Origin of the sequence: Rhodoferax mekongensis (assembly GCF_032191775.1) — a bacterium.
Taxonomy (GTDB): domain Bacteria; phylum Pseudomonadota; class Gammaproteobacteria; order Burkholderiales; family Burkholderiaceae_C; genus Allorhodoferax; species Allorhodoferax mekongensis.
In genome coordinates this window covers 491,692-506,084 of the sequence record NZ_CP132507.1, presented here as the reverse complement: position 1 = coordinate 506,084, position 14,393 = coordinate 491,692, and the positions used below count along the sequence as shown (strand labels likewise).

Annotated in this window: 12 protein-coding genes; 10 read left to right on the top strand and 2 right to left on the bottom strand. The window is 60.3% G+C overall.

From position 1 onward, the window contains the following. Positions 1–48: 48 nt before the first annotated feature. Positions 49–1,017: an AraC family transcriptional regulator gene (locus RAN89_RS02400; RefSeq protein WP_313868076.1), complete on the top strand. Its 969-nt coding sequence runs from the start codon at positions 49–51 to the stop codon at positions 1,015–1,017. A gap of 18 nt (positions 1,018–1,035) precedes the next feature. On the opposite strand, the gene RAN89_RS02395 is transcribed toward RAN89_RS02400, so the two are convergent. Further along, a complete protein-coding gene (locus tag RAN89_RS02395) occupies positions 1,036–1,827 on the bottom strand; it encodes an AraC family transcriptional regulator (RefSeq protein WP_313868075.1) in 792 nt (263 codons plus the stop codon). A gap of 95 nt (positions 1,828–1,922) precedes the next feature. Between RAN89_RS02395 and RAN89_RS02390 the strand changes: the two genes are divergently transcribed. The 3 genes from RAN89_RS02390 (at position 1,923) to RAN89_RS02380 (ending at position 7,448) form a co-directional block, all read left to right on the top strand. Beyond that, complete coding sequence (locus RAN89_RS02390; protein ID WP_313868074.1) at positions 1,923–2,852, top strand: DMT family transporter; 930 nt, start codon at positions 1,923–1,925, stop codon at positions 2,850–2,852. A gap of 229 nt (positions 2,853–3,081) precedes the next feature. Further along, the gene (locus RAN89_RS02385) at positions 3,082–4,362 is read left to right on the top strand and encodes an efflux RND transporter periplasmic adaptor subunit (RefSeq protein ID WP_313868073.1); all 1,281 of its coding nucleotides are present in this window, start codon (positions 3,082–3,084) and stop codon (positions 4,360–4,362) included. Continuing rightward, positions 4,359–7,448, top strand: coding sequence for an efflux RND transporter permease subunit (locus RAN89_RS02380; protein ID WP_313868072.1), 3,090 nt, complete (start codon positions 4,359–4,361; stop codon positions 7,446–7,448). The genes RAN89_RS02385 and RAN89_RS02380 overlap by 4 nt, the downstream gene beginning before the upstream one ends. Here the strand turns inward: RAN89_RS02380 and RAN89_RS02375 are convergent. Beyond that, positions 7,445–8,194, bottom strand: a complete 750-nt coding sequence (locus RAN89_RS02375; RefSeq protein ID WP_087495618.1) for a TerC family protein — start codon at positions 8,192–8,194, stop codon at positions 7,445–7,447. The two genes, RAN89_RS02380 and RAN89_RS02375, sit on opposite strands and share 4 nt — an antisense overlap. Positions 8,195–8,291: 97 nt before the next feature. Here RAN89_RS02375 and otnI point away from each other — a divergent pair, with 97 nt between their 5' ends. The 6 genes from otnI to RAN89_RS02345 all read left to right on the top strand — a co-directional run bounded on the left by otnI (position 8,292) and on the right by RAN89_RS02345 (position 14,389). Further along, positions 8,292–9,104: a 2-oxo-tetronate isomerase gene (gene otnI, locus RAN89_RS02370; protein WP_313868071.1), complete on the top strand. Its 813-nt coding sequence runs from the start codon at positions 8,292–8,294 to the stop codon at positions 9,102–9,104. Positions 9,105–9,121: 17 nt separating this feature from the next. Further along, positions 9,122–10,108 (top strand): MYG1 family protein, encoded by a 987-nt coding sequence (locus RAN89_RS02365; RefSeq protein ID WP_313868070.1) that lies wholly within the window; start codon positions 9,122–9,124, stop codon positions 10,106–10,108. After that, the gene (locus RAN89_RS02360) at positions 10,105–10,779 is read left to right on the top strand and encodes an Mpv17/PMP22 family protein (RefSeq protein WP_313868069.1); all 675 of its coding nucleotides are present in this window, start codon (positions 10,105–10,107) and stop codon (positions 10,777–10,779) included. The genes RAN89_RS02365 and RAN89_RS02360 overlap by 4 nt, the downstream gene beginning before the upstream one ends. 181 nt (positions 10,780–10,960) lie before the next feature. After that, entirely contained in the window at positions 10,961–11,446 is a 486-nt protein-coding gene (locus RAN89_RS02355; protein WP_313868068.1) for a response regulator, read from the top strand. 19 nt (positions 11,447–11,465) lie between these two features. Next, the gene (locus RAN89_RS02350) at positions 11,466–13,532 is read left to right on the top strand and encodes an ATP-binding protein (protein WP_313868067.1); all 2,067 of its coding nucleotides are present in this window, start codon (positions 11,466–11,468) and stop codon (positions 13,530–13,532) included. Further along, the gene (locus tag RAN89_RS02345) at positions 13,529–14,389 is read left to right on the top strand and encodes a substrate-binding periplasmic protein (RefSeq protein WP_313868066.1); all 861 of its coding nucleotides are present in this window, start codon (positions 13,529–13,531) and stop codon (positions 14,387–14,389) included. The genes RAN89_RS02350 and RAN89_RS02345 overlap by 4 nt, the downstream gene beginning before the upstream one ends. Positions 14,390–14,393 lie beyond the last annotated feature (4 nt).

Genomic DNA, 14,393 nt, shown 5'->3' with positions numbered 1-14,393 from the left:
CGAATGCTGGTAATGTGATGTGCTGACGTTTTTCTGAGGGAAGTTGCCATGGTCGCTACCCACGCATCGATCTCGCCCATGAGTGCACAGGCCGCCGGCCGCCGCAAGGCGCCTGAGCTGGAGGCCGACTACAACCGCAACCCGTCGCTGGGCTACGAGCCTACCGACGAGGTCGGCTTCATCCGTTGCCTGGACCACGGCTACCCCACGCCGCTGGCACGCTGGCATTGCCATGACGAGTACGAACTTCACTTGATCACCGCCACCACGGGCAAGGCCTTTGTGGGCGATTGGATAGGCCCGTTTGCAGCCGGCCAGTTGGTGTTGTGCGGCCCGCGACTGCCTCACAACTGGATTTCGCTGGATGTGCCGGAAGAGGGCGTTGCGCGGCGGGACTTGGTGATCCAGTTCCGCCACGAGCCGCTGGAGCTGGCCTGCAAGGCGATTCCTGAGTTTCAGGAAATCATGCCTTTGTTGGAGCGTGCACGCCACGGCATCGAATTCTTTGGTTGGGCAGACAAGGCGGAGCCGCATTGGCAGGCCGTCAAAAGTGCGCGCGGGCTGAAACGCCTGGCCGCTTTTTGCCATTTCATGACGGACCTGGCCCGTTGGGGCGATTACCGCCTGCTGTCCAACGTGCAAATGCGTGGGGTGGAAAACGACACCGAGTTGGACCAGATCAACACCATCGTCAACCGCATCACCGAGAACCCGTCGCATTCCCAGTCGGCGGCCGAGGTGGCAGCCGAATTGGCCATGAGCGAGAGCCGGTTTTCGCGTTTCTTCCGCAGGGCGACCGGCAATACCTATACCGACTTTGTGAACCGGGTGCGCATCAACCGCGCCTGCCAGTTGTTGATGACCTCGGACCGCTACGTCACCAACATCTGCTACGACGTGGGCTTTAACAACGTGGCCAATTTCAACCGGCGCTTTCTGGAACTCAAGGGCATGACTCCATCCGAATTCCGCAAGCAAGCGGAGAGCCGCTTTGGCGGGGCCCCTTTGAGCGCCTGAAGCAGGCACATACGGGTCTTAGCCCAAGGCGGCTTTGCGCAGCTCGTCCGGCGTGCTGCCGGTGAGCTTTTTGAACATGGTGATGAAGGCGGACGCACTGCCGTAACCCAGGTCCAGCGCAATCGTCTCCACCGTTTGGCCCGCTTCCAGCAGGGGCATGGCTCGCACCACCCGCAGGCGCTGGCGCCATTCGGCGAATGTCATTCCCAGATCCCGCTGGCAGCGGCGCATCAGGGTGCGCTCCGTGGTGTGCACCGCCCGGGCCAGTTCGGGCAGGGAGCGGTTGTCGCCCGGCTGTGCCTCCAGCATGCGCAGTACCGCACCCAGCGCAGGGTCTTCGGAGCCGGGCAGGTAGCTGCCGGCGCGGGGTGCCACCACCAGCTGGTCCAGCAGGACCTTGAGCAGTCGTGTTTCTGCGCCTGCCGCAGGAATGCCGGCGGGCTGCAAGCGCAGATGTTCCAGCATGGCCCGCACCAGCGGGCTCACCGTGAGCGCACAGGGCTCTGCCGGCAATGGGTGGCACAGGGGCGTGGACACATACAGGGAGCAATGGTGAGCGGCCTTGCGGTTCAGACCCACGTGCTCCAGGTGCGGTGGTAGCCAGATGCCGTACTGGGGCGGCGCCAAGAAGTGGTGCCCCAGTACCTTGACCTCCATGACACCGCTGAAGGAATACACAAACTCGCCCCAGGCGTGCTGGTGCTCGGGGTAGAGCCCGTGGTCCGGCACATAAGCGCTGCGAAACATCACGGGCGCCGGCAGGGTGGGGCTGGAGAGGGGGACTTCCAGTTTGGGACGCAGGATGGGCATACTTGTCGGCTATCGTGTATGGCTTGTCTGTTTTTCACTATATCAAGGAAAGCCGTCAGCCCAATAATCGTCTCATTCAATCAATTCGGGGTGTTATGGATACGCGCAAGGCAATCGATGGGCAGGCCATCGTGGTGATGGTGGTGCTGTGCGCCACTTGGGGCATGCAACAGGTGGCCCTGAAAGCCACGGCGGCAGACATGGCTCCTGCCATGCAGATCGGCCTGCGCTCCGGCATTGCAGCGTGTCTGGTGGCGTTGGTCATGCACCTGCGGGGCGAGCGTATGTCCTTACGCGACGGCACGCTCTTGCCCGGCCTGGCTGTGGGCGTGCTGTTTGCCCTGGAGTTTTTGTTGGTGGCAGAGGGCCTGCGGCACACCAGTGCCTCACACATGGTGGTGTTTTTGTATACCGCGCCCATCTTTGCGGCACTGGGCCTGCACTGGCGACTGCCCGCAGAGCGATTGGGGCTATTGCAGTGGTCGGGCATTGCCTTGGCGTTCTCCGGTATCGCCATGACTTTTCTGGGGCGCGGTCAGGCCGGCGCGTCAGATGCCACGTCCATTCTGTGGGGCGACTTTCTCGGCGTGTTGGCCGCCATCTCTTGGGCGGCGACGACCGTGGTGGTGCGTTGTTCCGTGTTGTCCACGGCTGCGCCCGCCAAAACCTTGCAGTACCAGTTGGTCATGGCCTGTGTGCTCCTGCTCGCCGGCGCCGTGGTGACCGGCCAGAGCCATGTGAACTGGACACCCACGGTCTGGGCGAGCTTGGCCTTTCACGGGATCATCGTGTCCTTTGCCAGCTTTCTGGCCTGGTTCTGGATGTTGCGCACCTACTTGGCATCCCGCCTGGGCGTGTTCTCGTTCATGACGCCCTTGTTTGGCATGCTGTTCGGGGCCTGGTTGTTGGGTGAGCCCATGGAGGCCGGTTTTCTTATTGGCGCCATTCCGGTGTTGGCGGGCATCGTGTTGGTGAGCGCAGGCCCCTGGTTGGAGCAGATGTTCAAAAAGCCGAAAGCGACATAGGCGCGCTAATCGCGCGGCAGGGCGAGGGAAAACCTGTCTTGGTTCCGCCATGGAGAGCCGATAGACTTGTCTGACCTCTTAAGTCAGATAACTTTACAGACGCTTTGCACGGCAGTCGGGATTGACGCAGTCAATTCACGCTGGTGCGGCCTATCATTAAAAATGAAGGCCAAACGCGCGCGTTTGTGCTGCTTTCTTCCCATTACTGCCTTCTGTCGTTGCTCCGCCCATGAACCTTTACCGTGCCAAAGTCGTGCTGGCTTGCTCAGCCTTGCCCTTACTCATGCTGGGTTGCTCCGGCAAAACGGATACCGCGCCGGCTACTGCCGCTTCGGGTGCCGCCACTCCAGCGGCCACACCGGCCAGCGGCGCTGCCAGTGCTCCGGCCGGCGGACCTGCCTCGGTGTCCACGGTGAAGGCGCAGAAGAAAGACCTGAACGTCACCCTCAAAGCCACCGGCACCGTGGTGCCCCTCAATGTGGTGGATGTGCGCCCCCAAGTCAGCAGCACCATCAAGGCGGTGCATTTCAAGGAAGGCCAGTTCATCAAGGCCGGCCAGTTGCTGTTCACGCTGGATGCACGGACTGACGAAGCCAATGTGGCCAAGGCCGCCGCCCAGCTGGCCAAAGACAATGTGTCGCTGGCGGATGCCAAGCGCCAGTTTGAGCGTGCCAAGCAGTTGTTTGCCCAGAACTTCATTTCCCAAGGCTCGGTGGACACCGCCCAAGCGCTGGTGGACAGCGTGAACGCCACGGTCAACGCCGACCAAGCCGCGATGGATGCTGCCAAGGTCGCTTTGTCTTACTCCCGTATCGTGGCGCCTGCCTCAGGGCGTGCGGGTGCCGTTAATGTGTTCGTGGGCAGTGCCGTGCAAGCCAACGTGACCAGCCTGGTCACCATCACCCAGCTGGACCCGGTGGGTATCCAGTTCAGCATTCCACAGCGCAACCTCAGTGATGCCTTGGTGGCCTTGAAAGACGGTGCATCGGTGAAGGCCACGCTGGCAGATGGCGGCGGAACTTTCAAAGGCAAGTTGCAGTTTGTAGACAGTGCGGTGGATGCAAGCTCGGGTGCCGTGAAGGCCAAGGCCGTGTTCCCCAACAAGGAGAACAAACTCTGGCCCGGCGCCTTTGCCGAAGTGCAGCAGACCGTCACCACCATTTCCGATGCGGTGGTCATTCCGGTCGCTGCCATCGTGCAAGGCGCCCGCGGCACCATCGTCTACGTCGTGGAAGACGGCAAGGCCGTGCTCAAGCCTATCAAGCTGGTGTACTCCGAAGCGGGCGAAGCCGCGGTCACCGGCATCAAGCCCGGCGACTCGGTGGTGCAGGAAGGCAAGCAGAACTTGCGCCCCAACGTGCCTGTGGTGGAGCGTGCCAAGGAAAGCAAAGACGGCAAGGATGCCAAGGGTGGCGCCGAGAGCGGCAAAGACAAATCTAAAGATGGCGAGGCGAAGGCCGGGGAGCCCAAGCCCGCTTCCAGTGATGCAGCAGCGCCCGTGAAGCCATGAACATCTCTGAACTCTTTATCCGCCGTCCGGTAATGACGGTGCTGCTGAACCTGGCCATCGTGATGGCCGGGGTGATCGGTTTCCGCAGCATTCCTGTAGCGGCCCTTCCCAGCTACGACACACCGGTTATCAATGTTTCGGCATCTCTTGCGGGGGCCAGCCCTGAAACTATGGCGTCCTCGGTGGCACTTCCGCTGGAAAAGCAGTTTCAGACGGTTCCCGGACTCAAGACCATCAGCTCTACCAGCACCTTGGGGCAAACCTCACTGACGCTGGAGTTTGAAGAGTCTCGCAACATCGATGCCGCTGCAGTGGACGTGCAGGCCGCCTTGTTGCGTGCGCAACGCGCACTTCCGTCTGACATGACCAATCCGCCGTCCTACCGCAAGGTCAATCCGGCGGATGCACCGGTGTTGCTGGTAGCCTTGCAGTCACCCTCCCTCTCACCTGCGGAATTGCAGGACTATGCAGAGCACTTGATCGTTCCCACCTTGTCCACCGTGAATGGCGTTGCTCAGGTTAACGTCTTCGGTGCGAAGCGCTATGCCGTGCGGGTGCGGGTGCAACCGCAGGCACTGGCTGTGCGCAACATCGGCTTGGACGAAGTCAGCACAGCTTTGCGTGCCGCAAACGTCAATACACCGGTGGGCACCCTGGAAGGGCCCAAACAAACCTTGGTGCTTCAGGCCAACAAGCAGCTGCGCAATGCGGCCGAGTTTGCCGATTTGATTGTCAGCACCAAGGGTGGAAGTCCGGTGCGCCTGCGGGATGTGGCGTCGGTGGAAGAAAGTCTGGAGTCGCTCAAGAGCTGGGCGACCTTCAACGGCGAGCCCTCCATCACTTTGGCCGTGTTGCGCCAGCCCGGTGCGAATACGGTGCAGGTGGTGGATTCCATCCGCGCGGCCTTGCCTACCTTGCAAAGCCAGATGCCGGCTTCTGTCAAGATGACGCCGGTCAACGACCGCTCGCTATCGGTGCGCGAGGCGCTGCACGATGTGACCCTCACACTCATCGGCACCATTGCGCTGGTGGTGTTGGTGATCTTCCTGTTCTTGCGCCGTTTTGTGGCGACCGTGATCCCGACCTTGTCGCTGCCCGTCTCGCTGATCGGTGCGGTGGCCTTGCTCTGGGGCCTGAACTACAGCTTGGACAACATTTCGCTATTGGGTCTGACTCTCGCCGTGGGCTTGGTGGTGGACGATGCCATCGTGGTGCTGGAGAACATCATCCGCCACGTCGAAAAGGGCGAAAACGCCTTCCAGGCAGCCCTGCGCGGTGCACGCGAAGTGGGCTTCACCATCATCTCGATTTCGGTGTCGTTGATTGCGGTGTTCATCCCCATCTTCTTCATGCCAGGTGTGATCGGCTTGTTGTTCCACGAGTTTGCCGTGGTGGTGGGCCTGTCCATTGTGGTGTCGGCTTTTGTTTCCCTGACCCTGGTGCCCATGCTGGCCAGCCGGTTCTTGAAGGATGAGGCCCACATGAAGCCTCCGGGCGCAGTAGTCCGCAGCTTTGAACGCGCGTTCAATGCCACCCTGGCCGGCTACACCCGCCTGCTGGACCTGGCGCTGGCGCACCGCTATGTGATTCTGGGCGTGGCCATTTCCACCTTTGTGGCGACTGCATGGTTGTTGCAGGTAATTCCCAAAGGCTTTTTCCCTGAAGAAGACATCGGACAGATTCAGGTGACCACGGAGGCCGCGGAAGACACATCCTTTGCCGCCATGGTGGTACTTCAGGAGCGTGCTGCCGAAATCATCCGCAAGGACCCGAATGTGGCCATGGTCAGCTCCTTCAATGGGGGTAGCGGCGCGCAAAACACGGGGCGTATGTTCGTTACTCTCAAGCCGCAAAACGAACGTGAGCCGATGAAGAAAGTGGTCGAAGGCTTGCGCAAGAAGCTGCGCGGTGTCGCCGGCATCAACGTGTTCATGCGGCCCACGCAGAACCTGCAACTCGGTGGCCGCCAGAGCAAGGCGCAGTACCAGTACATCCTGCAAAGCATTCAGGCGGATGAACTCAGTACCTGGGCCAACCGCTTGCAGGAAAAGCTGCGCGCGGACCCCATGTTCCGTGACGTAACCAGCGATTCGCAATTGCGCGGGTTACAGGCCCAGCTCAAGATCGACCGCGACCGGGCCAACTCCTTGGGCGTATCGGTGGACAGCATCCGCACCGCCCTGTTCAGCGCCTTCGGGGAGCGCCAGGTATCCACCATTTACCTGCCCACGGACACCTACCAGGTCATCATGGAAGTGGCGCCCGAGGCCAAGCAGGATGAATCTGCTCTGAATGGAATTTACGTGCGTTCGAGCAACGGAGGCCTCGTACCTATGAGCAGCTTCACTACGGTGGAGCGCGCCGTGGGGCCGACCTCCATTAACCACGTGGGCCAGCTACAGGCAGTAACGGTCTCTTTCAACCTTGCGCCCGGTGCGGCTTTGGGCGATGCCACGGCCAAAATCGACGCAGCGCGTGAAGCCATCCAGATGCCGGTGTCCATCATCAGCTCGTACGGTGGTGATGCGGCGGTGTTCAAGAATTCACAGGGCAGCCAGGCCATATTGATCGTGGCCGCGTTGTTGGTGATTTATGTGTTGCTGGGTGTGCTGTACGAGAGTTACATCCACCCCATCACTATCCTTGCGGGCTTGCCCTCTGCAGCTACGGGCGCCTTGGCGACCTTGATGATCTTCGGACAGGACTTGACGCTGATTGCCACCATCGGCCTGGTGCTGCTGATCGGTATCGTGAAGAAGAACGCGATCATGATGATCGACTTCGCACTCGATGCCCAGCGCCACCAAGGCATGACGCCGGCCGAGGCTATCCGCGAGGCCTGTATTTTGCGTTTCCGTCCCATCATGATGACCACGCTGGCGGCGTTGATGGGTGCCCTGCCGATTGCCTTGGGCCTGGGTGCGGGCGCCGAGCTGCGTCAGCCGCTGGGCCTGGCGGTGGTGGGTGGCCTGATCTTCTCGCAGGCCATCACCCTCTTCATCACGCCAGTGCTCTACCTGATGCTGGAGCGCTTCAGCGGCACCGGCCCTATAGTGACGCCGGAGAACGCACAGGTCGAGATTTAAGAACTCTTCTGGGCCTTGCGCTTGGCGCGGGCCCGGATGTTCAAGGCTTCCACCGCGAGCGAGAACGCCATGGCTGCGTAGATGTAGCCTTTGGGGATTTCCTGGTCAAACGCCTCTGCGGTGAGCGCCATGCCCACCATCACCAGAAATGCCAGCGCCAGCACCTTCACAGAGGGGTGGCGGTCCACAAACTCCCCGATGGGCTTGGCTGCCACCAGCATCACACCGACCGACACCACTACGGCCGCCACCATCACGCTGATCTGGTCGACCATGCCCACCGCCGTGATCACCGAGTCCAGCGAAAACACGATGTCAATGATGGCAATCTGCCCGATGATGGACCAGAAAAGTTTGGCCCCCGCAGCCTTCATGACGGCGTCTTCCGTGGCGGCCGGGGCATGCTCGTCCCGCGCCTCCACTTCCACAAATATCTCGTGTGACGCCTTGTAGAGCAGGAACAGGCCCCCGGCCAGCAGCACCAAATCGCGCCCGCTGAAGCCTTTGCCCGCCACGCTGAACAAGTCTTCGGTAAGGCCCATGACCCAGCTGAGCGAAAAAAGGAGCAGCAGGCGCGAGACCATCGCAAAGCCCAGTCCCAGTCGACGCGCTTTGTCGCGCAGCTCAGGCGGCAAGCGTCCCACCAGAATCGAGATGAAGATGATGTTGTCAATGCCCAGCACGATCTCCAGTGCGGTCAGCATGGCAAAGGCAATCCAGACATTCGGGTCGCTCAAAAATTCCATGGTCTTGTCCTTGTAAATGGAAATGTTGTTCTGGCTGCCATCCTAGCCGCTTGATGTGACCTTGCGCCAGCGGGCGGACCAGTACACTTTCATAAACATGCCCCGATTTGCCGCCAACCTTTCTCTGCTCTACAACGAGCACCCCTTTCTGGACCGTTTTGGCGCCGCAGCGCAAGACGGATTCGAGGGCGTCGAGTTCTTGTTTCCCTACGCGTTTTCGGCGGCGGACATTGCGGCACAGCTCCAAGCCCATGGCCTGCAACAAGTGTTGATGAACGCCCCGCCGGGTGACTGGGATGCAGGCGAACGCGGCATTGGCTGCCTGCCGGGCCGTGAGGCCGAGTTCCGCACGGGGTTTGCCAGCGCACTGGAGTACGCGCGGGTTCTGGATTGCCCACGCATCCATGTGCTGGCCGGCCTGGTGCCACCGGGCGCAGACCCGGTGGAGCTGGAGGCTGTCTACACCAGCAACTTGCTTTGGGCTGCTGGCCAAGCCGCCGCAGCGGGCAAGCAGGTGTTGATCGAGCCCATCAACACCCGCGACTTTCCGGGCTACCTGTTGCAAACACAGGCCCAGGCCCACGCGATCGTGCAGGCGGTGGGGGCGCCCAACCTGAAAGTGCAGTTTGACCTCTACCACTGCCAGATTATGGAAGGCGATGTGGCCACCAAAATTCGCCACTACCTGCCGACCGGACGCGTTGGCCACTTTCAGATTGCCGGTGTACCGGGCCGCCATGAGCCGGATTTGGGCGAGCTGAACTACCCTTATCTGCTGGATGTGATTGACGAAGTGTCTGCTGCCTGCGGCTGGGATGGCTGGGTGGGCTGCGAGTACCGCCCCCGGCGCGGTGTGGAGCCCGGCGCTACGCGCGAGGGCTTGGGCTGGCTGCAACGCCGATCAGGGTAAGTCCCTAAAATCGGTGGATGACTGAAACCACCACCACCCTGATCGCCACCCACAGTGGCACCTTCCATGCCGACGACGTATTCGGAGTGGGCATTTTGATGGGGGTGTTTCCCTCGCACCGACTGATCCGCACTCGCAAACAAGAGTTGATTGACACGGCCGATTTCGTGGTCGATGTGGGCGGCGTGTGGGACGCTGCCAAGGGCCGCTTTGACCACCACCAGCGTGGCTTTGACGGTGCCCGCCCAGCCACCGAGGTCGAAGGCGCCATCGTGCCCGGTGTGGGCTATGCAAGTGCCGGCCTGGTGTGGTCTGCGTTTGGCACGGCCTACGTGCAAACCTGGTGCAAAGGCCAGGGCCATGCTTTGGACGAAGCCGCCGTGGCGGAAGTGGTGCGCTCCATCGACCATTCACTGGTGCAGTACCTCGACATCGTGGACACCGGGCAGGGCGATGTGTCGCCCGGCATCTTCGGCCTCTCCAGCCTGATTGCCCAACTCAACACCCATTGGCTCGAAGAAAAGGGACTGGACCACGCAGCCAAGGCCCAGCTTCTGGAAACCCGCTTCCGTGAAGCGATCGCGATCACCCGCAAGTTCCTGGACCATGCCATCAGCAAAAAGGTGGCCCAGCTGCGCGCCATGGACACCGTGCGCCAGGCGCCGCGCCTGTTGGGTGGCCGGGTGCTGCACTTGCAAGAAGGTGGCATGCCCTGGACGCACGTGGTGCTGAACGAAATGCCTGAAGTGATGTTCGTTATCTATCCCGACTCCGATGGCGATCAATACCAGATCAAAACCGTACCTGTCGAAGCCGGCTCATTCACTGCCCGCATGGACTTGCCAAAGAGCTGGGCCGGATTGCGCGATGGCGAGTTGGCTGCGGTGAATGGCGTGCTTGATAGCGTGTTCTGCCACCTCAACCTGTTCATCGGCGGAGCACGCAGTTTTGAAGGCGCCGTCAAGATGGCCGAACTGGCCCTGGCGGACGCAGCCGCCGCATGACGGCGCGGTCTACACCTTCGGCCCTGCACCAAGTCCGCGCGGCCATCCGCGCCAATGCGCTGCCAGGCGTATTGCTGTGGTGTGGCCTGGCGGTGCTGCTGCTGGCCTATGCCACCATGCCCGCGTTTCAGCAAGGTCTGGCCCGTTGGGGCGATGTGAAACAGGCCTGGGGCCTCACCTTCGCTTTCGTGTCATATGTGGTGTTTGCCGTGCTGGTGCCCGAGGGGCTGAGCGTGGCACTCGGTCGCCAGACCTGGACGCGAAAGACCACCATGGACGTGCTCTATGCCGCGCTGGTGTTCGGAACTATCGGTCTGACGGTGGATATTCTGTATGGCGTGCAGGTGCATCTGTTCGGCGAGCAGAGCGATGCCATCACCTTGGTCAAAAAAATGCTGTTTGACCAATTTGTGTACTCGCCGGTGTCCAACTACCTCATCGTCGCGTTATTTGCCTGGCGCGAAGGCGGCTTCACCCTCAAGACGCTGCGGCATCTGTTCTCTGCCGACTTTCTGGCCCACCAGTACCTGCCGGTGCTGATTGCCATGTGGTGCGTCTGGATACCCGGGGTGATGGTGATTTACTTCATGCCTACCGAACTCCAGTTTCCGGTGGCGTCGCTCATTCTGGTCTTCTGGATTTTGATTTTCAAGTTCGTGCGCCGGAGTTAATTGCTCCTGAATTCATAGCTGCTCGCGCTTATTCGACAGGCGCTAGAGACCAATAAAGTGCCTAAGCGTCGGCGGCCTCAGCAGCGCCGATCCGCAAATTTGTCATAAAAATTAAATCGAACTGTTTTTGACAAACAATGAGTTTAAGTATAAATTCGGCAAAATTACTGAATTTATCAATATGGCTGCCATCATCCTCTGTGTTGACGACGACAAGACCGTGCTCACGGCCTTGCGCACCTTGTTGAGCAACACCATCGGTGCGGATTGCAGGGTGGAAATTGCCGAGAGCGGACAAGAGGCGCTGGAGATCGTGGACGACTACGCCGCCGAGGGCCGGGTGGTGGACGTGGTGATCAGCGACTTCATCATGCCGCAGATGCGGGGCGACGAGCTCTTGGTGCGCCTGCACGAGCGCAACCCCGGCATGGTGAAGATTTTGCTCACCGGGCAAAGCGATTTCAGTGGGGTCAAGCGCGTCATCAATGAAGCCAATTTGTACCGCTTTATTGAAAAACCGTTCAAAAACGCCGACCTGGTGCTGACCGCCAAAACCGCCATGGAATCCCGCGTTACCGAAGCGGCGCTGCGTGTAGAAATTGCGGCGCTTAAAGCACGGATTGCAGAGTTGGAAGTGCAGCTCCCCCGCTCGGATCAGCAGGCCTGAGTTTGGCTTGGCAGGCGTCATGAAGTCCTATACGCGTCGGCTGGCTTCTCTCACGGAGGACCGGGCGTTGCTGCGGTTTGCCAGCGGAGTAATTGCCTTCTTAGTGGTGATATTTGCTCTGGTGTGGGGCGGCGTAGCGTGGGTGCTCCAGACGAAGCAGGTGGATGCACTGGAGTCTGAAAAACAGCAAAACGTCAACCTGGCGCACACCCTAGCGGAGCAATCGCTGCGGGTGTTTCAGTCGGTAGACCAGGCAACACTCCGAGTGAACGCTGCGATTGCCTCCGGTGAGTTTGTGAATGAAGACCTAGTCCGCTTTACGCGTGAAACCGGTCTTGCCGACACCATCATCACCCAGCTTTCCTATGTGGGCGCTGACGGGCGTTTTATCGCGAGCAATATCGATTTGAGTGGTGCGAAAACCGGCGCTGTGGATTTGTCGGAGCGGGAGCACGTCAAGGTCCACCTTGCGTCTTCCACGAATGAAACTGCGCAGCAGCAGGTGCTCTTCATCGGCAAATCGGTGGTGGGCAAAGTGTCGGGCAAGCGAACGATCCAGCTCTCCCGCAAACTGTTGCTGCCTGATGGCACCGTCAAAGGCGTGGTGGTTGCGAGTATCAATCCGGACTACTTCGAACAGACCTTCAAGGTGCTCAACTTGGACACACAAGGGCAGGTGGCCATCGTAGGCCGAGATGGGGCGATAAGGGCTGCAGTCAAAGGCGGTGAATCAGATGACGAAAAGACAGCTCCAGACCTGTGGACACATCAGATCGGCAGCATGACTGGTGCGGTCACCACCCGTTCGTTGATTGATACGGGCGCGCCTGAAGCGATTTTTGCTGTGAAGCAGATCGGACACTACCCTGTGTACTTGGTGGTGCAAACCAGTGTGAATCAGGCACTGCGTGATTGGCATGACATGCGGGCCGGGGCCATAGGCATCACCTTGCTGTTCAGCCTTGCGCTTCTGGCGGCGGCGTTTACCTATTTGTTGGGTATTCAAAAGCTGGCGTTTGCCAACAAAGGCCTGGAGGAGAAAGTGTGGGCGCGCACCCAAGCCCTGTCGGAAACATTGGAGAACCTTCAGTCCGCCCAATCGCAGCTCATCCAATCCGAAAAGCTGGCCACTCTGGGCCAGATAGTGGCTAACGTGGCCCACGAAATCAACACGCCCATTGGTGCCGTCAAGTCCAGCGGGGAAAGCATTGCGGTGGCCGTGGGGCATGTGCTGGCGCGCTTTCCAGCTATGTTGCTGTCGTTGGACGAAACCACGCGCGACGTCTTCTTTGACCTGGTCGCCGAGCACCGGCAATCTTTGCCCGCCCTGAGCACCCGCGAGGAGCGGCAAATCCAACGCACCATGAGCATCACACTGGAACAAGCCGGGATTGCCGAACCACAGCAGAAAGCTGATCTGCTCTTGGCCATGCGAGTGCGAGCAGAGCCATTGCGCTATGCGGGCGTATTGAGCCACCCTCGGGCGATGGAGATTTTGGACATGGCCAACCAGATTGGCACCATCATCGGCGGTACCGAAAACATCAACCTCGCGGTGGAGCGGGTCGCCAAAATCATTTTTGCACTCAAGTCTTTTTCCCACACCGATGCGTCGGGCGAATTCCAGCCGGTGGACCTCAAGGTCGGCATGGAAACGATGCTCACCATTTACAGCAACCAGATCAAGCAAGGTGTGGAGGTGACGCGCGAGTACGGCGACGTGGGCCCGGTGGAGTGCCTGCCGGATGAGCTCAACCAGGTATGGACCAACCTGATCCACAACGCCCTGCAAGCCATGAACAACCAGGGCAAGCTGCTGATAGCGATGCAGGCGCAGGACCAAGGTGTGCGTGTCAGCATCACCGACAACGGCCCCGGCATCCCCTTGGATATTCAAACCCGCATCTTCGACCCCTTCTTTACCACCAAGCCCGTGGGCGAGGGCAGCGGCTTGGGGCTGGATATTGCCCGCAAGATTGTGGACAAGCACCACGGCCGCCTGGAGCTGCACAGCGAAGTGGGGGTGGGCACCACCTTCAGCGTGTGGCTGCCGAGCGCTGCCGCGTCAACCGAGGTGACTCTATGAAGCAAAAGTACCCCCTCCAAACAAGCAAAAACCCCCTCCCGTGGGCTCTTGCACTGAACGCCTTTGCGCTGCTTCTCGGCCTCGGAGGCAGTCACCCGGGCGGCGCAGCCCATGCGGCAAGTGCGGCAAGCGTGTCACGCACCGAGCGCATAGCAACGACAAAGAAGCTTCGTGTTTGCATATGGCCCGACTACTACGGGGTGAGCTTTCGCAATCCCAAGACGTTGGAGGTATCGGGGGTCGATGCGGATTTGGCAGCGGACTTTGCCAAAGACCTTGGCGTATCTTTGGAGTTTGTGGAAAGTTCGTTTGCCAAGCTGGTGCAAGACATTGAGTCCGACCGCTGCGATGTTGCAATGTTCGCGGTGGGAGTTACCCCTGAACGGCAAAAGAAATTGCGCTTCACGGCTCCCACGATGGAGAGCGACATTTTTGCGATTGCCGCCAACACGAATCGCCGCATCAAGGCCTGGGGCGACATTGACCGGGCCGGCAATGTGGTCGCCGTTATGCGGGGCACCTTGCACGAACCGGTGATGCGTGCGGGGCTGAAGTCGGCAGAGCTTTTGGTGTTGGATACCCCCATGGCCCGTGAGCAGGAAGTGCAGTCGGGCAGGGCGGATGTATTCATGACGGACTTCCCTTACAGCCGGCGGATGCTGGAGACCACCGATTGGGCCAAAGTGATTGCACCGGAGGTGCCTTACCACTTGACGCCGTATGCCTACGCGGTGGCCCCGGGCGACGACCGCTGGTTCGCGCGCGTGGAGCAGTTCGTGCGGGATATCAAGAAAGACGGTCGTTTGCTGAAGGCTGCTGCCCGGTACAAGCTCGACCCCATCGTGGTCAGAAAGTAGCGCT

Coding starts and splice junctions, on each gene's coding strand:
- RAN89_RS02400 (WP_313868076.1), top strand. CDS start 49: ATGGTCGCTACCCACGCATCGATCTCGCCCATGAGTGCACAGGCCGCC.
- RAN89_RS02395 (WP_313868075.1), bottom strand. CDS start 1,827: ATGCCCATCCTGCGTCCCAAACTGGAAGTCCCCCTCTCCAGCCCCACC.
- RAN89_RS02390 (WP_313868074.1), top strand. CDS start 1,923: ATGGATACGCGCAAGGCAATCGATGGGCAGGCCATCGTGGTGATGGTG.
- RAN89_RS02385 (WP_313868073.1), top strand. CDS start 3,082: ATGAACCTTTACCGTGCCAAAGTCGTGCTGGCTTGCTCAGCCTTGCCC.
- RAN89_RS02380 (WP_313868072.1), top strand. CDS start 4,359: ATGAACATCTCTGAACTCTTTATCCGCCGTCCGGTAATGACGGTGCTG.
- RAN89_RS02375 (WP_087495618.1), bottom strand. CDS start 8,194: ATGGAATTTTTGAGCGACCCGAATGTCTGGATTGCCTTTGCCATGCTG.
- otnI (WP_313868071.1), top strand. CDS start 8,292: ATGCCCCGATTTGCCGCCAACCTTTCTCTGCTCTACAACGAGCACCCC.
- RAN89_RS02365 (WP_313868070.1), top strand. CDS start 9,122: ATGACTGAAACCACCACCACCCTGATCGCCACCCACAGTGGCACCTTC.
- RAN89_RS02360 (WP_313868069.1), top strand. CDS start 10,105: ATGACGGCGCGGTCTACACCTTCGGCCCTGCACCAAGTCCGCGCGGCC.
- RAN89_RS02355 (WP_313868068.1), top strand. CDS start 10,961: ATGGCTGCCATCATCCTCTGTGTTGACGACGACAAGACCGTGCTCACG.
- RAN89_RS02350 (WP_313868067.1), top strand. CDS start 11,466: ATGAAGTCCTATACGCGTCGGCTGGCTTCTCTCACGGAGGACCGGGCG.
- RAN89_RS02345 (WP_313868066.1), top strand. CDS start 13,529: ATGAAGCAAAAGTACCCCCTCCAAACAAGCAAAAACCCCCTCCCGTGG.